At 68.0% G+C, this 21,072-nt stretch carries 24 protein-coding genes; 12 read left to right on the forward strand and 12 right to left on the reverse strand.

The genetic code is table 11. From position 1 onward, the window contains the following. Nucleotides 1–8: 8 nt before the first annotated feature. Nucleotides 9–1,415, reverse strand: coding sequence for a glycosyltransferase (locus tag AB0F41_RS12240; protein ID WP_357422888.1), 1,407 nt, complete (start codon nt 1,413–1,415; stop codon nt 9–11). A gap of 263 nt (nt 1,416–1,678) precedes the next feature. Here AB0F41_RS12240 and AB0F41_RS12245 point away from each other — a divergent pair, with 263 nt between their 5' ends. Next, the gene (locus AB0F41_RS12245) at nt 1,679–2,518 is read left to right on the forward strand and encodes an SDR family oxidoreductase (RefSeq protein ID WP_357422890.1); all 840 of its coding nucleotides are present in this window, start codon (nt 1,679–1,681) and stop codon (nt 2,516–2,518) included. Between the two features lie 117 nt (nt 2,519–2,635). Here the strand turns inward: AB0F41_RS12245 and AB0F41_RS12250 are convergent, their stop codons facing one another. The 6 genes from AB0F41_RS12250 to AB0F41_RS12275 all read right to left on the reverse strand — a co-directional run bounded on the left by AB0F41_RS12250 (nt 2,636) and on the right by AB0F41_RS12275 (nt 8,359). Then, nucleotides 2,636–3,067, reverse strand: coding sequence for a thioesterase family protein (locus tag AB0F41_RS12250; protein WP_357422892.1), 432 nt, complete (start codon nt 3,065–3,067; stop codon nt 2,636–2,638). 19 nt (nt 3,068–3,086) lie between these two features. After that, entirely contained in the window at nt 3,087–4,040 is a 954-nt protein-coding gene (locus AB0F41_RS12255) for an AraC family transcriptional regulator (RefSeq protein WP_357422894.1), read from the reverse strand. A 54-nt stretch (nt 4,041–4,094) separates the two neighbouring features. After that, nucleotides 4,095–5,234, reverse strand: coding sequence for a DUF5925 domain-containing protein (locus tag AB0F41_RS12260; protein ID WP_357422896.1), 1,140 nt, complete (start codon nt 5,232–5,234; stop codon nt 4,095–4,097). A 246-nt stretch (nt 5,235–5,480) separates the two neighbouring features. Then, nucleotides 5,481–6,902 carry an NAD(P)(+) transhydrogenase (Re/Si-specific) subunit beta gene (locus tag AB0F41_RS12265; protein WP_357422898.1) on the reverse strand — a complete coding sequence of 474 codons (1,422 nt, stop codon included), beginning with the start codon at nt 6,900–6,902 and terminating at the stop codon, nt 5,481–5,483. 3 nt (nt 6,903–6,905) lie between these two features. Beyond that, nucleotides 6,906–7,226: an NAD(P) transhydrogenase subunit alpha gene (locus AB0F41_RS12270; protein ID WP_357423009.1), complete on the reverse strand. Its 321-nt coding sequence runs from the start codon at nt 7,224–7,226 to the stop codon at nt 6,906–6,908. Then, a complete protein-coding gene (locus AB0F41_RS12275; RefSeq protein WP_357422900.1) occupies nt 7,226–8,359 on the reverse strand; it encodes a Re/Si-specific NAD(P)(+) transhydrogenase subunit alpha in 1,134 nt (377 codons plus the stop codon). The genes AB0F41_RS12270 and AB0F41_RS12275 overlap by 1 nt, the downstream gene beginning before the upstream one ends. 281 nt (nt 8,360–8,640) lie before the next feature. Between AB0F41_RS12275 and AB0F41_RS12280 the strand changes: the two genes are divergently transcribed. The 3 genes from AB0F41_RS12280 to AB0F41_RS12290 are packed head-to-tail and all read left to right on the forward strand — an operon-like array spanning nt 8,641 to nt 10,619. After that, nucleotides 8,641–9,081 carry an HIT family protein gene (locus tag AB0F41_RS12280; protein ID WP_357422902.1) on the forward strand — a complete coding sequence of 147 codons (441 nt, stop codon included), beginning with the start codon at nt 8,641–8,643 and terminating at the stop codon, nt 9,079–9,081. 58 nt (nt 9,082–9,139) lie between these two features. Then, the gene (locus AB0F41_RS12285) at nt 9,140–9,976 is read left to right on the forward strand and encodes a maleylpyruvate isomerase family mycothiol-dependent enzyme (protein ID WP_357422904.1); all 837 of its coding nucleotides are present in this window, start codon (nt 9,140–9,142) and stop codon (nt 9,974–9,976) included. A 1-nt stretch (nt 9,977) separates the two neighbouring features. Further along, nucleotides 9,978–10,619, forward strand: a complete 642-nt coding sequence (locus AB0F41_RS12290) for a Type 1 glutamine amidotransferase-like domain-containing protein (protein WP_357422906.1) — start codon at nt 9,978–9,980, stop codon at nt 10,617–10,619. A 35-nt stretch (nt 10,620–10,654) separates the two neighbouring features. Here AB0F41_RS12290 and AB0F41_RS12295 read toward each other — a convergent pair whose 3' ends face one another. Then, nucleotides 10,655–11,119, reverse strand: coding sequence for a GtrA family protein (locus AB0F41_RS12295; RefSeq protein WP_357422908.1), 465 nt, complete (start codon nt 11,117–11,119; stop codon nt 10,655–10,657). A 196-nt stretch (nt 11,120–11,315) separates the two neighbouring features. Between AB0F41_RS12295 and AB0F41_RS12300 the strand changes: the two genes are divergently transcribed. From AB0F41_RS12300 to AB0F41_RS12315, 4 genes are all read left to right on the forward strand, one after another. Next, nucleotides 11,316–12,317: an NAD(P)/FAD-dependent oxidoreductase gene (locus tag AB0F41_RS12300; RefSeq protein ID WP_357422910.1), complete on the forward strand. Its 1,002-nt coding sequence runs from the start codon at nt 11,316–11,318 to the stop codon at nt 12,315–12,317. Nucleotides 12,318–12,365: 48 nt separating this feature from the next. Beyond that, entirely contained in the window at nt 12,366–13,724 is a 1,359-nt protein-coding gene (locus AB0F41_RS12305; RefSeq protein ID WP_357422912.1) for an FAD-linked oxidase C-terminal domain-containing protein, read from the forward strand. A gap of 40 nt (nt 13,725–13,764) precedes the next feature. Further along, nucleotides 13,765–14,052 (forward strand): GNAT family N-acetyltransferase, encoded by a 288-nt coding sequence (locus tag AB0F41_RS12310; RefSeq protein WP_357422914.1) that lies wholly within the window; start codon nt 13,765–13,767, stop codon nt 14,050–14,052. 108 nt (nt 14,053–14,160) lie between these two features. Continuing rightward, on the forward strand, nt 14,161–14,727 hold the full coding sequence (locus AB0F41_RS12315; RefSeq protein WP_357422916.1) for a Uma2 family endonuclease: 567 nt from the start codon (nt 14,161–14,163) through the stop codon (nt 14,725–14,727). A 73-nt stretch (nt 14,728–14,800) separates the two neighbouring features. Here AB0F41_RS12315 and cutA read toward each other — a convergent pair whose 3' ends face one another. From cutA to AB0F41_RS12330, 3 genes are all read right to left on the reverse strand, one after another. Then, nucleotides 14,801–15,127: a divalent-cation tolerance protein CutA gene (gene cutA / locus AB0F41_RS12320; RefSeq protein ID WP_357422917.1), complete on the reverse strand. Its 327-nt coding sequence runs from the start codon at nt 15,125–15,127 to the stop codon at nt 14,801–14,803. A gap of 93 nt (nt 15,128–15,220) precedes the next feature. Next, nucleotides 15,221–15,532, reverse strand: a complete 312-nt coding sequence (locus AB0F41_RS12325) for a hypothetical protein (RefSeq protein ID WP_357422919.1) — start codon at nt 15,530–15,532, stop codon at nt 15,221–15,223. A 113-nt stretch (nt 15,533–15,645) separates the two neighbouring features. Beyond that, nucleotides 15,646–16,476, reverse strand: a complete 831-nt coding sequence (locus AB0F41_RS12330; RefSeq protein WP_357422921.1) for a sigma factor-like helix-turn-helix DNA-binding protein — start codon at nt 16,474–16,476, stop codon at nt 15,646–15,648. Between the two features lie 199 nt (nt 16,477–16,675). Between AB0F41_RS12330 and AB0F41_RS12335 the strand changes: the two genes are divergently transcribed. The 3 genes from AB0F41_RS12335 (at nt 16,676) to AB0F41_RS12345 (ending at nt 18,820) form a co-directional block, all read left to right on the forward strand. Then, entirely contained in the window at nt 16,676–16,909 is a 234-nt protein-coding gene (locus tag AB0F41_RS12335) for a hypothetical protein (protein WP_357422923.1), read from the forward strand. A gap of 16 nt (nt 16,910–16,925) precedes the next feature. Next, nucleotides 16,926–17,417: a hypothetical protein gene (locus AB0F41_RS12340; RefSeq protein WP_357422925.1), complete on the forward strand. Its 492-nt coding sequence runs from the start codon at nt 16,926–16,928 to the stop codon at nt 17,415–17,417. A 419-nt stretch (nt 17,418–17,836) separates the two neighbouring features. Then, nucleotides 17,837–18,820 (forward strand): hypothetical protein, encoded by a 984-nt coding sequence (locus AB0F41_RS12345; protein ID WP_357422927.1) that lies wholly within the window; start codon nt 17,837–17,839, stop codon nt 18,818–18,820. Between the two features lie 97 nt (nt 18,821–18,917). Here the strand turns inward: AB0F41_RS12345 and AB0F41_RS12350 are convergent, their stop codons facing one another. Further along, nucleotides 18,918–20,039 carry a helix-turn-helix transcriptional regulator gene (locus tag AB0F41_RS12350; protein ID WP_357422929.1) on the reverse strand — a complete coding sequence of 374 codons (1,122 nt, stop codon included), beginning with the start codon at nt 20,037–20,039 and terminating at the stop codon, nt 18,918–18,920. A 317-nt stretch (nt 20,040–20,356) separates the two neighbouring features. Here AB0F41_RS12350 and AB0F41_RS12355 point away from each other — a divergent pair, with 317 nt between their 5' ends. After that, entirely contained in the window at nt 20,357–20,599 is a 243-nt protein-coding gene (locus AB0F41_RS12355; protein WP_357422931.1) for a hypothetical protein, read from the forward strand. The last annotated feature ends 473 nt before the right edge of the window (nt 20,600–21,072 follow it).

Here is a 21,072-nt window from a genome sequence, read left to right on the forward strand (position 1 = left end):
CCGGGCGGTTACTCGTCGACGAGCCCGTGCTCGGTGTGCTCCCAGTAATGCCGGCGGCGCGGATGTATCAGCTGGAACAGCCCCTTGTACGTACCCACCGTGACCAGCATCGCGTAGACCGGCGCGGTGAGCGAGGCGGCGGCCGCGCGGCGACAACCCCGGATCCGGGCGGCCACCGCGAGCTGGATCGTCGCCACCAGATAGGCGCTCGTCCCGACGACCAGGCCCAGCTCGACCGGTATCGGCGCCGCGATCGCCTCCGCCCATCCACCGAGCTGGATCAGGAACAGCAGTGCGAGCACCCACAGAAACGGGTTGAGCAACGAGGTGAGCAGGGGCAGACCGAGTTCGATATGAAAAACCGCGAACCGCAGCGGACCCAATTCGCGCCACAACTCCCGCGGTGCGCGCATATGCACCAGCCAGGTCTGGATATGTCCTTTGCACCAGCGGCTGCGCTGACGCAGCCAATTCCCCAGCCGGCTGTTGGCCTCCTCGTTCGTCGTCGACGGCAGCACATGGATGACTCCCCCACGCCGGGCGATACGGATCCCCAGATCGGCGTCCTCGGTGACGTTGTACGGGTCCCAGCCGCCGAGTTCGGCGAGTACCCGGGCCCGGAAATGGTTCGAGGTGCCGCCCAGCGGAATGGGCAGGCGCAGGCGTTCGAGGCCGTGCACGGTCAGCCGGAATCGTAGTGCGTATTCGGCGGTGAACTGCGCCGTCAGCCAATTGGTGTGTGGATTCCAGTAGTGCAGTTCGGCCTGGATGCACACCACCTCGGGCCCCGCCGCCAGGAAGGCGGTCGCGACCCGGCGCAGCTGGTCGGGGTCGGGCCGGTCCTCCGCGTCGTAGATGGTGCACAACTCGCCGGTCGCCCGGGACAGGCCCACATTGCAGGCCTTGGGTTTGGTCTGGGGACCGTCCGCGGGAATCACCACGATCTCGAAGGGCGGGCCGACGTTCGCCGCCGCGGCCAGGGTCCGGTGGTCGTCCGCCTCGATGAGCAGCAGGATCTGCAGACGGTCGGGCGGATAGTCCAGCGCGGCGAGTTCCTCGACCAGCCGCGGCACGATCCTGTCCTCCCGATAGAGAGGAACGAGCACGGTGTAGGTGGGTAGCTCCGAGTCCGGCGGCGGCTCGCCCACCGGGCAACCACTCGGCACCCGCCAGGCCACCAGCGACATCCACAGCAGATAGAGCAGCCGAACCAGGTTCGCGGCCAAGGCGGCGACCACTACTGCCCGGACCAGGGCCGAGACCGGCACACCGTGGCCGGTGACAGCGTCCAGCACCGGCAGCAGTAGCAGTACCGCCGCCGCGACCGCCAGGAATCGGCGCTGCCAGGAACACAACACTCGCCGGGACGACATATGCGCGGGAAGATCCCGGATCGCGGGGAGTTTCCCGGACACCGGTCTCCCCCACGAGGTATCACCGACCCGGTCGATCGGAGAATTCTCTGCGATACCAACCACGGACTGGTTCATGTTCTCGCTACTCCTGGGTAGGGGGTAAGAACATTCGGGATCAGTCGGAAACGATCGGTCTATGGGGGTTTACCCGCCGAGGCGAACCGGCACGCAGGCCGCCGCGAACGTCTGCCCCGACGCCGCCCACACCCCCGATTAAGCGACACAACAATCAAAATGTCCCAAGCGGCGGCTATGGTTCCCCCATGCAGAACTCAGGGACAGCGCCGGACCACTTCTCGGGCCGGACAGCGATCGTCACCGGCGGCGGTTCCGGCATCGGCGCCGCACTCGCGCACCGGCTCGCCGACCACGGCGCCCGGGTCGTCGTATCCGACCTCGACCCCGCCACCGCCGCCCAGGTGGCCGGCGAAATCGGCGCGGCCGCGGTCTCCGCCGGCGGCGACGCCGCCGACCCCGACGTGATCCAGCGACTGATCGACACCGCGGAGAAGTCCTTCGGCCCGGTCGACCTGTACTTCGCCAACGCCGGTATCGGCGGCGGTGCGGGACTCGACAGCACCGACGCCCAGTGGACGGCCGCACTGGAGATCAACACCCTGGCGCACATCCGGGCCGCCCGGCTGCTGGTGCCCCGCTGGCTCGAACGCGGCAGCGGCCATTTCGTGAGCACCGCCTCGGCGGCCGGCCTGCTCACCCAACTCGGCTCGGCGCCGTACTCGGTCTCCAAACACGCGGCCGTCGGCTTCGCCGAATGGCTGTCGGTCACCTACGGCGACAAAGGTATCGGCGTGAGCTGTATCTGCCCCATGGGCGTGGACACCGCACTCCTGCGCGAGGGCATGATCCCCGAGAACAACGCCGCGGCGGGCCGCCTGGCCATCGACGCGGTGAAATCCGCGGGCGCCGTACTCAGCCCCGAAGCGGTCGCCGACACCGTACTGGCCGGGGTGGCGGCGGGGCAGTTCCTGATCCTGCCGCATCCGGAGGTCCTGACGATGTACCAGCACAAGGGGTCGGACTACGACCGCTGGATCCGGGGGATGCGGCGCTTCCAGCACGCCCTGGAGAGTCCGGGATCCTGAACTCCCGGTATTCCCCCGGCCGCTCCGGGAATCCCGGTAGGCCCGGTGACGACTCCACGCGCGCCGGCCCGGGCCGCCGGAGTCGGCGAACGCGCCGCCGTGGCCGGGGATCTCCGGCTATTCCCCTTCGCCGGTGACCAGCGTCTGGGCGGCGGTCCGGATGACCTCGGGGATATCGACGGGTTTGCGGGTGGTCTCGTCCACGTAGACGTGCACGAATTTCCCGGTCGCGGCCAATTCCAGATCGTCGCCCGCCTCCCGGAAGATCGCCAGATCGTAGGTGATGCTGGAGCGGCCGAGCCGCGCGATCCGCAATCCGACCCGGAGCCGGTCGGGGAAGCTCAGCGAGGCGTGGAAGCGGCAGGAGGTCTCCGCGACGATGCCGATAGCGGGCAGTTCGCGGATATCGGTGCCGGTCGCGTCGATCAGCCACGCGTTGACCGCGGTATCGAAGTACGCGTAGTAGGTCACGTTGTTCACGTGCCCGTAGTGGTCGTTATCGGCCCACCGGGTGGGCACCGGCCAGAGCACCGGATACTGCTGCGTCACCCGGCCGACGATACCGTGATCAGCCGGCCGAGGGCACCGCGGCGGCCGCGGCGCCGAGCCGGTGGTCGCGCGGGCTCACCCCGAATTGCCGTTTGAACGCCGTGCTCAGCGCGAACGCGCTGCCGTAACCGACACGGCGGGCGATGGCCTCCACGGTGTCGTCGGTGCCCTGCAGCAGATCGGCCGCCAGATCCAGCCGCCACTCGGTGAGGAAGGCCATCGGCGATTCCCCGACCAATTCGGTGAACCGCCGCGCCAGGGCAGCCCGTGACGCACCGGCCTCATGGGCCAGATCGGCCACCGTCCAGGCGTGGGCGGGGTTGTGTTGCAGTAGCCGCAGCGCCTTACCGACCAGCGGGTCACCGTAGGCGTGGTACCAGGGCGGGGCCTCGTTCCCGGAGAACCAGGTGCGCAGGGTCGCGATGAGCAGCAGATCCAGCAGCCGGTCCAGCACGACACTCTGCGCCGGCAGATCTTTGACGGTTTCGTCGACCAGCAGGCCCACCAGCCGTTCATCGGACCGGCCGCGCGGCACCACCAGCATCTCCGGCAGCGCCCGCAGCAGCCGCCGGCCGACAGCCCCCACCTGTTCGTAGGAGCCGGTGACCATCACGGTGTCCCCGTCGGGGTCGTTACCCCATTCCCGCACCCCGAGACTCATGGTCTCGCAGAGGATTTCGCCGCTCGTGGTCGTGGTGACCTGCCCCGGGTTGATGAGGATCTGCGGTTCGGAGCCGGGGTCGTCCGCGACGGTGTACGGCCGCGGCCCCCGGAACACCCCGACGTCACCGGCCTCGATCCGTCGCTGCGCACCGTCGTCGGTGCACACCCAGGCCCAGCCGCGGACCATCGCCACCAGCGTGAGCGGTGATTCGTCCTGGATCCGCAGCGACCAGGGCGGGCTGAGCAGGGAACGCAGCAGAAACGCACCCCGCGCCCGTGGGCCTTCGAGCAGGGCCGCCAATGCATCCACCCCGCCAACGATAGCCGTGCCCCGGACAAGCCGGCGAACACTCGTGACCAGGGTCTACAGATACATCCCGCCGTCGGCCTCCGGCGCACGGACGGCGATGGCCGGGGCACCGTCGCGCAGCGCGACCAGCTCGGCGAGGGTGGCACCCCCGTCCGGGACATCACCGGGCGTTCCATCCAGCCAGGCCCGGGCCTCGGATCCCGTCAGCTTTCCGATCTCCACCTGAGCCAGGCAACGACCCGGCCGCGTGACCGCCGGGTGCAGCCGGGCGAGGTCTTCGTTGGTGCTGATCGCGACCAGGACGTCGCGCCCCTGTCCCAGCATGCCGTCGGTGAGGTTGAGCAGCCGGGAAAGACCCTGACCGGAAGTGGATTTCGCCTCACCGTGGATCAGTTCGTCGCAGTCCTCGAGAATCAGCATCCGCCAGCGGTCCGACTCCTCGTCCTCCCCTTCGGCGCCCATGGCCGCGCGCATCAGGTAGCCGGGTTTGGCGAACAGTACTTCCGGATCGAGGACACAGTCGGATTGGCACCACCCGGACCACGACCGGGCGAGGGCCCGCAGCGCCGTGGTCTTTCCGGTGCCGGGCGGTCCGTGCAGCAGGAGCAGGCGGCCGCGGATATCTTCCGGGCGCAATGCCATCAGCCGGTCCAGCGCACCGGCCACGGACCCGCTGTAGTTGCCGCGGATCTCCGCCCATTCGGGGGTCGACACCGGCATCACGCGCCGATTCGCCCCGTGTTCGCCCTGATGCCAGAACCCCATCTTCACCGTGGTCCGCTCATCGCCGGGCGGTTCCTCGGCCTCGTGGGCCGATACGGTGAGCACGCGCTGCGCGAGTTCGTCGCTGACCGCGACGACCTCGATCGTCGCGGATTTATCCGTCCAGCGATCGGCCCGCAGCGTCCAGCCGTCCCCCAGCACGAGAAACGCGCTCGATTCGGACTCCGTGACGGAACGGGAGATCTGCGAACCCGCTGGGCGCAGCGGTGCCTCGGCGCGCACGCGGTCCAGCTGCTTCTTCCGGTAGAACGGCTGCACACCGCGGCCGAACAGCGTATGCAGCAGCATATCGAGCACATCGCGGGGGTTGGAATAGGAATCGAGGACCGCCGACCAGGGCAGGGCGTCGGCGGGGTCGGTAGCGGCGCTGTCGAATTCGATCAGGCGCAGTGGTTCGTTGCGGTCCGGCATCGCCGACCATGATCGACCCGCCGAGGCCGCGCCGTCCAGCGATTTTCCCGATCGGGGCCGTTGAGCCGTCGTTCAGCGTGGATCCGGACCCGCCGATGCCATGGACAATTCGACCAGCGGCACGGTCTCGATTCCCTTACCGGTCGCGTCCTCGATGATTTCGTGCCGCCTCCGGATGCCGAAGAAGACCCCGGGGCGACTCGGCGGATCGACCGAGCCGCGCACCGGGGCCTACAGCGAGAACCGCTACAGCGCTTTCAGTTCCTCCGTGACCGCGCCGACCGATTTCTTCGCGTCGCCGAACAGCATCGACGTATGGTCGGCGTAGAAGAGCGGGTTGTCGATACCGGCGAAACCGCTGTTCATCGAACGTTTCAGCACGATCACCGATCGCGCCTGGTCGACATTGAGGACCGGCATCCCGTAGATCGGGCTGGCCGAATCCTCGCGCGCGGCGGGGTTGGTGACGTCATTGGCGCCGATGACCAGGGCGACATCGGTGCGGCCGAATTCGCCGTTGATATCGTCCATTTCCTTCATGGCGTCGTAGGAGACCTCGGCCTCGGCCAGGAGCACGTTCATATGACCGGGCATCCGTCCGGCCACGGGATGGATGGCGTATTTGACCTCCACACCCTTGGCTTCCAGCAGACCCGCCATCTCCTTGACCGCGTGCTGGGCCTGGGCGACCGCCATCCCGTAGCCGGGCACCACGATCACCTGGTTGGCGTAGGCCATCTGGATGGCGGCATCCGCGGCGGAGGTGGCCTTGGCCTGCTTCTGGGCACCGTCACCGGCGGCCGCGGCGGTACCGCCGCCGCCCCCGAAACCACCCGCGACGATCGCGGGGATGGAACGGTTCATCGCCTTGGCCATCAGGTTGGTGAGGATGGTGCCCGACGCGCCGACGATCATGCCGGCCACGATCATGGCGGTGTTGTTCAGCGCCAGACCGGCGGCCGCGGCCGACAGTCCGGTGAGGGCGTTGAGCAGCGAGATCACCACGGGCATATCGGCGCCGCCGATCGGCAGCACCACCATGAGGCCGAGTACACCGGCGGCCAGCAGCAGGCCGACCATCCACCACTGCGAGACGCCGCCGTCGGAGGCACCCAGGCCGATGACGATCGCGGCGGCGATCGCGACCACCGCCAGCAGCAGGTTCACCGGCTGCTGGAGTTTGCCGAGCCCGATGGGTTTACCCGGCAGGATCTCCTGCAGTTTGCCGAACGCGATGAGCGAACCCCAGAACGAGATCGAGCCGATGATCGCCGCGAACAGCGAGCCGACGATGATGTGCACCGTCGGTTCCTCGCCGTGATGGAATACCGAGAACCCGGTGGTGTCGATGAACTCGGCCCACGCGATCAGCGCGACCGTGCCACCGCCGACACCGTTGAACGCGGCCACCAGCTGCGGCATGGCGGTCATCTTGGTCCGCAGGGCGGGCGGCACACCCAGGGCCACACCGATCACGAGGCCCGCGACGATGAGGATCCAATTGCTGGTATCGCGTACGGCGATGAGCGTGGCGATCACGGCGAGCGCCATACCGGCCGCGGCGATCCAGTTACCCCGGACCGCGGTCTTCGGGCCGGTCAGACCCATCAGGCCGTAGATGAAGAGGGCGAAGGACAGGATGTAGAGGATATCGACCAGATTGTCCATGGGTCACTTACCTGCCTTCTCGGCACCCGCTGCGGGCTTCTTGCCTTTGAACATGCCCAGCATCCGGTCGGTCACCACGAAGCCGCCGATCACGTTCAGCGTTCCGAACACCAGGGCCACGAACAGGATGATCTGTACCCCGAGTGACGGGTCCTCCATCCGCCCGAGAGTGACCAGCGCGCCCAGCACGACGATGCCGTGAATGGCGTTGGTTCCCGACATCAGCGGAGTGTGCAGGGTGTTGGGGACCTTGGAGATCACCGCAAAACCCACGAATCCGGACAGCACCAGAATCGCGATATTCGCCAAGAGCTCGCTGTACATCATTCGGCCTTCGTAGTCGGTTCGGCGTCACGGGTGACGCAGGAGTCGGCCAGCACCTGGTCGGAGAAGTCCGGGGTCAGCTGCCCGTCGGTGACCATCAGTTCCAGCAGCGCGGCGATGTTCTTGGAATACAGTTCGCTGGCGTGCTCGGGCATGGTGGCGGGCAGGTTCAGCGGCGAGCAGATCGTCACCTCGTGCTTGACCACGGTCTCGCCCGGTTCGGTGAGTTCGCAGTTGCCGCCGGTCTCCCCGGCCAGGTCGACGATGACGCTGCCCGGTTTCATCCCCTCGACCGCGGCGGCGGTCACCAGGCGCGGCGCCGGGCGTCCGGGCACCAGCGCGGTCGTGATGACCACGTCGAATCCCTTGATGGCGTCCTCGAGCGCCTGCTGCTGCTTCTCCTTCTCCGCATCGGTGAGTTCGCGGGCGTATCCGCCCTCACCGGCGGCGTCGATACCGAGATCCAGCCACTGGGCACCGACCGAGCGCACCTGATCGGCGACCTCGGGCCGCACGTCGTAGCCGGTGGTGCGGCCGCCGAGCCGTTTGGCGGTGGCCAGGGCCTGCAGGCCCGCCACACCGACGCCCAGAACCAGGACGGTCGCCGGTTTCACGGTGCCGGCGGCGGTGGTCAGCATGGGGAAGAACCGGGTCGACTCCGACGCGGCCAGCAGAACCGCCTTGTAACCGGCGACATTGGCCTGGGAGGACAGCGCGTCCATCACCTGGGCCCGGGAAATACGGGGGATGGCCTCCACCGCGAAGGCCTGCACCCCCGCCTTTTTCAGAGCGTCGATCTGGTTGTCGGCGTTACGCGGCGCGAGGAACCCGATGAGGGTCTGTCCCGAGGACAGTGTGCCCACCTCGGTATCGCTGGGCGGCGCGACCTTGACGACCACATCGGCCGACCAGGGGTCGCCGATCGTGGCACCGGCCTCGGTGTAGGCGGTATCGGGAATGAGCGCGCCCAGCCCGGCACCGGTTTCGACCACGACTTCCAGGCCCTGTTTCACCAGGGTCGGAATGATCTTCGGCACCAGGGCAACCCGGCGCTCGCCCGCGCCGGTCTCGCGTACGACACCGACACGCGCCCCGCGCGGCGACGAATCGCCTACGGTCTGCGTTGTCTCCACTTGTCTGACTTCCCTCTCCACTGTGCTAGGCCGCCGATCACGGCGCCGGGCGGAGGTGTTCGTGAACACCACCGCCCGAAATCCTGGCAACCGTACATCGGCCGAAGTGAGATTAGCTGAGATGCCCGTCACATTCGCCTGCGGACGGGGGTAGTTTTAACAAAGGTAAAGACAGTTCACAGGACATATCGAGCCGTACCGGCCGCCCGGCTTGAAAAGTTTGCGAACCCGGTTGCCCGGTGCGAGGCCCGGGTGCGGCCTTACGCCGTAGAGTCCCCCGTGTGAGTGACTGCGTTTTCTGCCGGATCGTGGCCGGAACAGCGCCCGCGCACCGGGTGTACGAGGACGACATCGTCTGCGCGTTCCTCGATATCCGGCCCATCACCCGCGGGCACACCCTGGTGATCCCGAAGCGGCACGCCACGGATCTGTCCGAACTGGACGCCGAGACCGGCGCCGACCTGTTCCGGGTGGGCCACCGGATCGCCCGGGCCGTACAGGGTCCCGAATTCGGCGCGGATGGCGCGAATCTGCTGATCAACGATGGTAAGGCGGCATTCCAAACGGTAGGCCACGTCCATCTGCACGTGCTCCCGCGCAACCACGGCGACAAGTTCCGGTTCGCGGCCGGGCTGCTGCTGCGCCGGCCGCACGGGCCCGCCCAGGTCGCCGCCGCCCTCCGCGCCGCCCTGGCGAGCCGGAGCGAACCCGATACCGGCTAGCCGTTCGGCTTCGGCGAGCATACGGACGAATTCCGAACAGCCCACGGAAGGCAACCTGATGACCGGACTACCCGACCACGCAACCCTCACGGCGCTACTCGCCGAGCAGTTCGACGCGCTCGCCGAACTGGTCGCCGACCTCCCCGAGCAGCAGTGGCGAACCCCGTCCCCGCTGCCGGGGTGGACGGTATTCGATGTGATCGGCCATGTGATCGGCACCGAGTCGATGCTGCTCGGGGAGAAACCGCCGGCGCGTGATCCGCAGACCGCGGACGTCGATGTCGCCACCCTGCCGCATGTCCGCAACGAGATCGGGAAATTCAACGAGATCTGGTTGCAGCGCTTGCGCCCGCTGCCGGGCACGCAACTCTTGGACCGGTACCGCGACGTGACCGGGCGCCGCCGCGCGGCGCTGGCCGCGATGGACGAGGCGGCCTGGCTCGCGCCCGGACCGTCGCCGGTGGGCGAAGTGCCCTACGCCCGGTTCATGCGGGTCCGGCTGTTCGACTGCTGGATGCACGAACTCGATATCGCCGATGCGCTCGGCATCGCGGTCGACGAGGGCGGGGCGCGCGGTGACGCCGCCTTCGCGGAGTTCGCGCAGTCCCTGCCGCGGGTGGTGGCGAAACGGGGCGGGGCGCCCGCGGGATCGCTGATCACCTTCGAGGTGACCGGCCCGCTGGCCCGGACTCTGTATATCGAGGTCGCGGAACGGGCCCGCTACGTGCCGGCGCCCACCGCCGACGCCACCGCGACCGTCACCCTCGATTCGGGTCTGCTGGTACGGCTGGGCGGGGGCCGGGTGAATCCCGAGAAGGTGCTGGAGCGGGTGACCTTCGGTGGCGATGCCGAACTGGGCCACCGGATCGTGCGGAACCTCGCCTTCACCATCTGAGATGCGACTGTTCCTGGCCTCCTACCGGTTCGGCGCCCACTACGCCGAGTTCGCCCACCTGACCGGCGGACCGGGGCCGATCGCGGTGATCGCGAATGCCTGCGACTCCTGGCCGCAGGCCCGCGATGCCGCGCTGACCAGCGAACTGGTGCCGTTGCGGAAGCAGGGCTACGCGCCCGAAGAAGTGGACCTGCGCGACTACGCCGGACGTCCGGCGGAACTGGAGCGGACGCTGCGGCGCTTCCCCACGGTATGGGTCCGCGGCGGCAACACCTTCGTGCTGCGCGCCCAATTCGCGCGCTGCGGTGCCGACCGGATCATTCCGGACCTGCTCACCGCCGACGCTCTGGTCTACGCCGGGTACAGCGCGGGCGCCTGTGTCCTGGGTCCGCATCTGCGCGGTCTGGAGACCTCCGACGATCCGGCGGAGGTGCGACCGGTATGCGGGATCGATCCGATCTGGGAGGGGCTCGGCCTCGTCGACCGGGTGATCGTCCCACATATCGATTCGCGCACCGATCCGGACGGCGCGGGTAACGCCCTCGCCGCCGGTTTGCGGGCCGCGGGCACCGCACACTGGGCGCTGACCGATGACGATGTACTCGTCCGCACCGGGAGCGAACTGCGACTCCGCACCGCCTGACCGGGTTTCGCCGGCGATTCCGTCGAGGTGCGGATTCAGCGGCGCCGGAACACCACCCAGCGCATGGCCGAGTACATGTACACCGCTTCACAGGCGCCCGCGGCCAGCCGCGACAGGTGATACTGCACGCCCAGCGCCGCCAGCCCCGCACCGACGCCCAGGATGAAGGCGAGATAGTTGATCACGACCACCACGGTGTACACCGCTGCCTGTCGTCCGGCCGGGGCGTGGGAGCGGAAGTTGAGGGTCCGGTTCAGGTAGAACGCCAGCGCGAAGGCGCAGACATAACCCACCGACACCGACAGCCAGCCGGGCAGCCCGAGCCCACTGCGCATACCGGTGAGGATGACCAGATCGACCCCGAAGGTGAAGGTGTTGATGAGGGCGAACCCGAGGAAGGTCGGCGGCACCACCCGGTCCAGCCCCCAGGGCAGCCGGGCGACCACTGCCTCGCACCACCGGGCGAATCGGCTCGCCCATGTCTCGGGGTTCGTCGCCACACCGTGCACGCGGCCAGCCTCGCAGGGTCAGGTGACGGGGAGGTGAGCGGCCGGGAAACGGAGCGGCACCTGCTTCTTCCCTCCCGGCCGGCCACGCGCACGGTCCGGCCCCAGGTCACGCGGCTCGGCACTTCGGGCTCGGAAGCCGGCTCACAAATTGCTATTGGAGCAAATTTCCTTGCCAATAATTCGTCCCGTGCGGATAGTCGTCGGCAAGGAGGTGGTCAGGGTGACCGAAGAACTGGAGAACTCGTACGACGTGGTGGTGGCCGGTGGTGGGGCGGCCGGCCTGAACGGCGCGTTGATGCTGGCTCGCTCCCGGCGGTCGGTAGTGGTGATCGACGCCGGGCAACCGCGCAACGCTCCCGCCGAAGGAGTGCACGGGTTACTGGCCCGCGACGGTATGCCGCCCGCGGAACTGGTGGCCCGGGGCCGGGAGGAAGTCCGGCGCTACGGCGGGCACGTGGTGTCCGGAGAGATCACCGAGGCGGTGCGTGACGGCGACGGTTTCTCGATCGCCCTGGCCGACGGGCGCCGCGTCCGGGCCCGGCGGCTGCTGGTGACCACCGGGCTCACCGATGAGCTCCCGGATATCCCCGGCCTGCGCGAACGCTGGGGTCACGATGTCGTGCACTGCCCGTACTGCCACGGCTGGGAGGTCCGCGACCGCGCGATCGGCGTGCTGAACACCGGTCCGATGTCGCAACACCAGGTGCAGTTGTTCCGGCAGCTCAGCGACGATGTCGTGTTCTTCACCCACGACGGCCCCGAACCCACCGCCGACGAGGCCGAGCGGATGGCCGCCCGCGGTATCCGGGTGGTGACCGGAAAGGTCACCGCGGTCGAACACGGATCGGGCGGCATCACCGGACTGCGTCTCGCGGACGGCGAGGTCGTCGCCCGCGATGTGGTGGCAGTCGGCACCCGGATGGTCGCCCGGGCCGGTTTCCTGAACAGCCTGGGACTGCCCGCGATCGACCATCCGGCCGGAGTCGGACGCTATATCCCGGCCGACGCGACCGGGCGCACCGAGGTGCCCGGGGTCTGGGCCGCGGGCAACGTCACCGAACTGACCGCGCAGGTCGGCGCCGCCGCCGCAGCAGGCGCGATGGCGGGGGCGCAGATCAACGCCGATCTGGTGGAGGAGGAGGTCCGGGCGGCAGTCGCCGCGGGATCATCGGCCGTGAGCGGGATGTAGCTCGCCGAGCAGGTTCGGCAGCCGCCCCGGAACGGCTAGCGTGAGGACGTGGACCTGCGTGAACTGATCGATCAGCTACCCGAGGGCGCGGTGCTCACCGACCCGGACCTACTCGCCGGATATCGCCACGACTGGGCCAAGGACCCCGCCGCCGGAACACCCGCGGCGGTGGTCCGGGCGAGCAGTACCGCCGATATCAGCGCGACACTGCGCTGGGCGAACGAGCACCGGGTGCCCGTGGTGCCGCGCGGTGCCGGATCCGGGCTCTCGGGTGGGTCGACGGCCGTGGACGACGGGATCGTGCTCAGTACCGAACGGATGCGCGAGATCAGCGTCGACCCGGTCACGCGGACCGCCGTCGTCCAGCCGGGCCTGCTGAACGCCGAGGTCAAGCGGGCGGTCGCGGAATACGGGCTGTGGTACCCGCCGGACCCCTCCTCGTTCGAGATCTGCTCGATCGGTGGTAACGCCGCCACCAACGCCGGTGGTCTGTGCTGCGTGAAATACGGCGTGACCACCGATTACGTGCTCGGGATGGAGGTGGTGCTGGCCGAAGGCACCGTGGTGCGCCTGGGTGGTCCGCGACTCAAGGATTCGGCGGGCCTGTCGCTGACCAAGATGTTCGTCGGCAGCGAGGGCACCCTCGGCGTGATCACCGAACTCACCCTGCGCCTGCTGCCGGCCCAGCCCGCGCAGAGCACCGTCGTGGCCTCCTTCTCGACCCTCGCCGCCGCGACCGAGGCGATCCTCGCCGTCACCGGGGCGCTGCGTCCGGCGATGCTCGAATTCATGGATTCCGTCGCGATCAACGCGGTCGAGGACGAACTCCGGATGGGCCTGGACCGCCGAGCGGCAGGCCTGCTGGTCGCGCGCTCCGACGCACCCGGCGAGCACGCCGCCCACGAGGCGAAGATCATGCTGGACGCCTGCCGGGCCGCGGGGGCCACCGAAGCCTTCCACACCGCCGACCCCGAGGAGGGCGAGGCCTTCACCGCCGCCCGGCGCTTCGCGATACCGGCGGTGGAGAAGATCGGTCCGCTGCTGCTCGAGGATGTCGGCGTGCCGCTCCCCCGCCTGGGCGAACTGGTCACCGGTATCGCCGAGATCGCCGACCGCAACGAGGTGACCGTCTCGGTGATCGCGCACGCCGGCGACGGCAACACCCACCCGCTGATCGTCTACAACCCCGACGACCCCGACCAGACCGCCCGCGCCCACCGCGCCTTCGGCGAGATCATGGATCTGGCCATCGGGATGGGCGGCACCATCACCGGCGAACACGGGGTCGGACGGCTGAAGAAGGCATGGCTCCCGGATCAACTGGGCCCCGAGGTGATGGACCTGACCCGTCGCGTCAAGGACGCCCTCGACCCGCACGGCATCCTCAACCCCGGCGCGATCCTCTGATCCCGGAACAAACCCCGCCTCCGGTGGGGTTCCAGGGAAGGTGACCACCGAACTCCGACACAACGCCGCCGACACCCGCTTCGAGATCTTTCTCGACGGCACCCTGGCCGGATACGCCGACTACGCGGAAACCGAGAGCCCGAAGGTCCGCAATTTCCACCACACGATCACCTTCCCGGAGTTCCGGGGCCGCGGAGTGGCCGGTCAGGTGGTGAAGTACGCCCTCGACGAGAGCCGCGACGCCGGGTTCTCGGTCGTGGCCACCTGCTGGTACGTCGACGAGTTCATCGGCCGCAACCCCGAATACGCGAGCCTGGTCCACCGCTGACCGATCCCGTGAACCGCCCCGCGCGAGCGCACCTCGGCGCCGGGTCGTCGCAGTACACTGCGTGCAGCGGGACAGTACCCCCGCCCGACGGTATCCGGGAGGAGCGTCATGACTGCCGAGACGATCACCCCCGCATGGATGCACGAGCAGATCACCATTACGGAGTACGACTCCTGGTCCGAGGAGCAGTGTGCGGGGATCGAGATCGTGGACGGAATGGTCGTCGTGAGCCCCAGCGCATCGAAACGGCACAACCGCCTCGCCCGCCTCCTGGCGAACGCGCTCGACGCCGCGGCCGGACCGGACTGGAACGCCGATACGGGTTTCGATGTCCGGCTCCAGGACGTACCGCTGAACAACCGGCGCCCGGATGTCGTGGTGTATCGCACCGACACGATCGATATCACGCCGACCCGCCCCGAGCATGTCCTGCTGGTGGCAGAAGTGGTGTCACCGGGTTCGGAGACCACCGACCGGATCGTGAAGGTAGAGCAGTACGCCAAGGCCGGTATCGCGTTCTACTGGCGGATCGAGCAGGCGGCGACCGGCGTGCCGCTGATCTACACCTACATCCTGGACCCGGCGACCGGTTCGTATCGGACCGGAGAGATGTTCACGGGAATCGTCGAGGTGGCCGCCCCGTTCCCCGTGAACGTCGATCTCGGCCGGATCTGACCGGTCCGGCCGGGCACTGCGGCCACGGCCCGCGGTCGCGCCCGGAGTTCGGCACCGACCGCGGCCGGCCGGGTCAGCTCGCGGTTTCGTCCAGAATCCACTGACCGTAGGCCGGATTCACCCCCGCCACCGGTACCGCGATCACCTGCGGCACCTCGTCGGGATGTTCGGTATTGGCTCGCTCGATGATGGCGTCCACGAGCGAGGCGCGGGTGTGCAGGATGACCACCGCTTCCGACGCGTCCTCCACCTCGCCCTCCCACCGGTAGATCGACCGGACATCGGGCAGGATGTTGCCGCAGGCCGCCAGCCGGTCGGTGACCAGGCGGCGGGTGAACTCGGCCAGCCACTCCTCGTCGGGTCCGCTGACGGTCACGTCCACAAGATCGGTTTCGCTCACGGCGTCCATGATCCACGACCCCGCCCGGATAGGCCGAGGCAGTGGTTCCGCACCGGCGAGCCGGCAGTGCCGCGATACCGGAACGCGCCCGGGCTAGGTTTTCCGACGGCGGAGCAGCGCGTGGTGGATGTAGTAAAAGGTGTCGACGTGGCGGGTGAAAACACTCACCGGCTCCCAGCCGAAGTTCTCGTCCAGCCATTCGATACACAGGGTCAGGGCCGACAGCGTCCCTCGATGATCAGCGTCGCGCAATGAGCTGTCCCAGCCGGACTTCCGCGTCGGCTCGGAGCAGACGACCAGATATCTACGCTGATAGGTGCGCATATCGACCGTGCCGTTCAAAATGGCACCGGCTTCGAAAACCGGGCCCGGACCGGCCTGCAACAGCGGGGGTTGACCGTACATCCTCCGAGTAGAACCCGGCCGCCCCGACAGCGGCAACCTCTGCCGGGATGCGCGCCGGGCGACCGCGGAACCCGGCTGCTACGGTGCTCCGGCTTCCGGGAAGCGTTGAGATGTCAGCGATTTCGTGCGGGTTTCGTGAAGGGCCCCGCGACCGCACGGCCGGCGGTGACCGACATATCGTCGCCGACCTCGCTTTCGATCGCCGCGCTGGTCGACTGCGTGCCGGGTTCGTAGAGCGTGTCCAGATTTCCGTCCAGCCATTGTGCGGCGCCCAGCGACCCGGCGCCTGTCAAAGCGGCGATGTGGACGATCACGCGGCCCTGGTCCTCCCGGCGGCCGAGAAACGCGATATCCGTGCGGTTCCCGGAGTCGGTGGACGAACCGATCCGGCGGCCGGACTCCTTTTCGACGATATGCCAGGTGCCGTCGACGTTCTCGAAGCCCAACGCGTCGTCGGCGTCGAGCAGATGCCGTGCCACCGGGGCCGATTCGGGACCGCATATCAGCACCGCGTCTCCAGTGGGCACGTCCTCGTCATCCGGTTCGATCGCGAACCGCGACGACGCGAGTGACAGTCGGTTCAGCGTGGCTTCGATATGCTCCCGGGCCGCCCGGCCGGCGGCGTCCGAGGTTCCATGACCGTCTTCGTCCTCGCTGTTGCGGGGAATACCGACAGCAACCGGCCCCACGCCGAAGAACGCCCGCTCGGCCGGCGGTGCACCCGATTTGATCTGACTGATCCGGCCTTTGGTGACCCCGAGTAGTTCCGCGATCTCGGTATAGCTCAGCCCGTTGCCGTGCGCCTCTTCGATCGCCTCCTTGCGGAGTCGCGCCAATTCGGTGGCCCGCTGCTGGTAGCGCGTGATCAGTTCGGTGGCCCGCTGGGCCCGGCGGACCGGATCAGGATCGGAACGGACCTGCTCGAATTCATCTGCGCCACGCATGCCGTGAGTTTAGTGGCCGACTTGACCGCATCGGCCGACCGCCGTAGCATCGAGTTTACCCCTCATAAACAACCCAACTCGGTGCGCCCGCGCAGTTTAGCAGGGGTAAATCTCGGCAGGACCGCCGCTCGCGACCAGTGACCGGCTCGACGAATCCATGAACATACGAGGTCATCCGATGCACCATGATCGTCCCCGCTTGCCCACCCGAAGCCCCGTCAACCGCGCGATGGCGGCCACCCTGCGATTGCTGGAGCCGTGCGAAGACACCGATCCGGCGATCCTCGTACGCGTGGCCTCCGGGCTGCGCGCGCTACCCGATCCGCCGCCCGCCCGGGTAGCGGGCGGTACCGCCGCCCCGCACACACCGGGTCACACCGGACTTCCGTCTCACCCGCCCCGGCACGCCGGCCCCCGCGCCGGTCACCACTGAACGCGCGGGAGCACCGATGTCACTCGGAAAACCGCCCTGCCACTGCCGGAACGAACCCTGGATCCACAGCGGCATGCTGCGCGCGGCATCCGGCCCCGGCCGGTACCGCTGCCCGGAAACGCTGCACTGCCTGCACGGCACGACTCTCACCGGCGGACGGATCGCCGAACATTGGCGAAATGTTCCCGGCGAATGCCCATGGGCCGGAATGAAAGTCACCGGCCGCGCCGTCTGCGTATGCGGGCAGGGCCCATGGATCACACTGCGGCAACTGCGGATCGTCATCCGCAGAAACCTCACCGGCCCCGTCTCGGCCGTCGCCTGCCCGGGCCTGTGCCCCGGACCCGATATCGCCGTCCGCGACGACCTGATCCTCGATCACCCCCGCGACAGCCGCACACCGTGCCCGTGGTCGGGCACCCGGATCGTCCCCATCGGAACGCCCCCACCACTGTTCAGCCGACCCGATCCGCCAGGCTCGCTGGGTGCGCCCGATTCACCGCCGTGAGCGTGATTTTGGAGCGGCTCCGCCGCTCGATGGGTGGGGCCGGTCTCGAATTCGGACGTGGGCCTGGTCACAGCCGGAATTCCGGGCCCCGGGTGCCGATTCCTCCACGCGATCCGAAAACCACTACACAGCAGCTTTTCTCGTGAAATACGCCCGTAACATACCCGGGCAGACTCACGCCAAGTTACCGAAAGGTATTGTGTCGCAGCTCTCTTTGTGACGCAGAAGCCATCCGACCAGCGCCTTCAGTGCTCTAACCTAGTAGATGTCGAGATGAGCGGCGAGAGTTCATCGGGGAATGCCACCGTTCCCTCCTAATGCGCGACAGCACAATATCGGTAGACCCAAAGGTCGAGATCAGAATAATGGGATATTCACAAAACAGAACCGTCAGCACCACCGTCCGACCGAATTCCGGATTGCTATCCGATTGGGCATGCTGGTCCATCGCCGCGCTCGCACTGATCTCTCTCGCCCTCCTTTTCCAGCCCTGGCTGTCGGCCTCGGGGCCGTCCGGTGATGTGCACACCGACGCATTCGGCCGGCTCGAAGGTTCGGTACCCGGACTCGCCACGGCCGGCGAGCGCCCGGTCGACGGAGTCGCATCGATCAGCGCACTGGGGGGCACCCTCACGGCCGCCGCCACGCTCATCATCTTGTCCGGGCTACTGCTGTACCGGATGTTCGGAATCGGGCGGCGTGCCGTGATCGCAGGCAGCGCGGCCACTGCCGTATCCGGTCCGGCAACCTTGCTGTACCTCCACGGCAAAGCGCCGGAGGTCAGTGCGATGACCGAGTACCGCGACGGGCTGAAAGCCGCCTTCGACGTTTTCCTGAACTCCTTCCTCGGCGGCGACGCGGCATCGGCCGCCGGCACGAGCGGGCAGGCGGCCACCGTCGCCCTGACCAACCAGGCAATACTCGGCAGCCTCGCCGCGGTGGCCACTGGCGTATTCGCCCTCGGCCTGCGCAACCGGATCCGTTCGGTCGCAGACGTTGCCGACGCACCGTGGGTGACCGCACAACGGCACGTGGTCGGCGAGCCGGCGACCCGCCCGAATGCGGCCCGCGAGGCGGATGAACTTCTGCGGCGGCAACTCGAACAGCTCACGCGGTACGAGCACCGGCTGAGCGACCGGGACGAGCCGGTCAGCGACGACGAGCGGCATCTCTCCGACGAATCGGACACTCAACGTCTGCTGCGGCGCAACGAGCGTCCCGACCGCGCCGAGAACCAGCCCGGACAGATCCGCCGCGACCGGAATACCTCGCGACGGACCCGGCCCCGCCCCGGGAAGCGGGCGCCGTGTACTCCGCAGACCGGCACGAGGACCGCCGCTACGCGCGAGGGCCGGTCGGCCGCCCGCTCCGGCTCATCGTCGGCGACTCCTCGCTACACCTGACGAATTCGCCGATATCGCCCACTTTCATTCCACACCATGCAGCCGGTGCAAGAGGAGGTCCTGGTCTCGCGGGTTCCTCCGCGAGAAGGAGTACCTTTCAGCGCGCAGGCCTGGTGATCTCCTCCATCAGCATGCGCAGAGTGAGCGAGTGCTTCTCCGGCGGGAGTGCGTCGAGCGCCGTCCTGGCGTAGGAGATTCCCTCCTCACGGTCACCGGCACGAACCAGCATCAGCCCCCGATGCATTTCGAGGTGGGTGGCGAACCTGGGAAGTGTCGGCGGTAGGAGTCGACGTGCTTCGTCCTGAGCGACCACCGCATCCGATTCATCACCGAGCCGGGCGCGCAGCAACGAGCGGAACACTCCGAGCCGCCAATACGGGACCGCGTAGTCGGAGGCCTCACCGTCTTCCGAACCGGCACGGTCGAATACCCGGCGGCCTTCGGTATCGAGTTCCCGTGCCGCGTCCCCGTCGCCAGCGATGGCGGCCGCATGCGCCTTTCCGTAGATCGCATTCAGCCGGCCCAGCGACGGCCGATCGTCGATGGCCAGCGCCTGGTCGGCGAACATCGTCGCAACAGGCAACGAAGCGCCTTCATATCCGAGGGCGATAGCGGCGCGGCCTCGGACCCACACACGAGTATTCGCATCCCCGGACCGGTCTGCCGACTCGGCCGCCATCCGGTACCAGGCCACCGCCTTGTCGCCGTCCGATCCGGGGAACGTTTTGGCGTACAACGTCATCAGCCGTGACACATGGGCCCACATTCGCGGACTGTCACATTGCTGCTGGATCACCGCGAGGTCGATGGCCAGCCGCTTCTGGATCTCGGCGGCACCCAGGGTCATGTAATCGGCACCATAGGTGGCAAGGGTGTCCGCCCACGCTTCGACCGACGGACCGGCACCTCTCAGCCGCGCGGAGAACCCCTCCGCGAGCAGGTCGGATGCGACACCGGGTGCGACCGTCGTCGCGGCGAATGTGGATAGAAACCGTCTACGGTTCACGTCGGACTCCATTACTGCCAGCGGCACATCGAGCACAGCGGCCAGGTGCCGCAGCCAGAACGGGGACGGCACCGACTTACAGGACTCCCACCGCCGCGAAACGTATTCGCGGCTGATCGGGGTGCCCGAATGTTCGGCCAGTTCGTCGGCCAGACGCCCCTGGGACCATCCCCGAGCCTGGCGCAGGTCGCGGATGAGCTTGCCCGTGTGCATATCGCCATGATGCCCCCACAATCCCGATTTCGTATGCGTGCCACTGGAGATGCCACTACGGGACCACTACGTATGCCACTGGTTGGAACCGCCACACCGCAGAACCATTGACAGCGGGAAGCGGGGAGAGGCCGCTACCGATCAAGGGCCACCCGGCCGGCCACGGTCGTCCGGGTGGAGCCCTCCAACGATCCGACAGGAGAGGGCGGTTCTTCGCGCGGAACAGTCGGCTGCGAACCGCGTTTCGCGACACCGGGCCGCGGTACGGCTGTGTCGGCGATCGAACCGTTCTTTCCCCGCCATTCGCGAGGAGACCGTTGCATCACGAGCGCCACATACTGCCCACACGCTCCGTCTCGAATCAGGCCATCGCCGCAACGCTGCGGCTGTGGAACGAGATCGGGTGCACCGACTCGACGACACTCGAACGCATCGTGTCCGGCCTGCGCGAACAGACCGACGATCGGCCTGTTGGCAATTCCGTCTCGACCATCGAAATATCCGCGCCGGATGCACGTCAGAATCCTGTGAAGCAGATGAAACCCGGGGCCGGCGGGTGACGCGGCTCCGCAGCACAGCATCACAACAAGGGTGTGAGTGCCGGCGCGAGCCGTGGATTCACGGCGGCATGCTCATCCCCAAATTCACCTCGGGTGTTTACCGTTGCCCCGAAACGAACTATTGCCTGCACGGTGCCCGGTTGATGGACGGCCGGATCGCCGATCACTGGCGGAACGTACCGGGGCCGTGCCCCTGGATCGGAATGAAGATCGCCGACAACGCGACCTGCGAGTGTGGGCGCGGTCCATGGATCAGCACTCGGCAGCTGCGGCTTTTCACCCGCAAGAACCTCGTCGGACCGTTGGTGTCCGTCGACTGCCCCGGGCTGTGTGCAGGCCCCGCTCCCCTCGTATCCGTGATCGACGACCATGTGGCGGATCATCCGCGCGACAGCCGGACCCAGTGTCCGTGGTCAGGAACATGGATCGCAGCCAGTGGCGCGCCACCGCCGCTGTTCCCGCCTGGATGCTGA

This window comes from Nocardia sp. NPDC024068 (assembly GCF_040638875.1).
Classification (GTDB): domain Bacteria; phylum Actinomycetota; class Actinomycetes; order Mycobacteriales; family Mycobacteriaceae; genus Nocardia.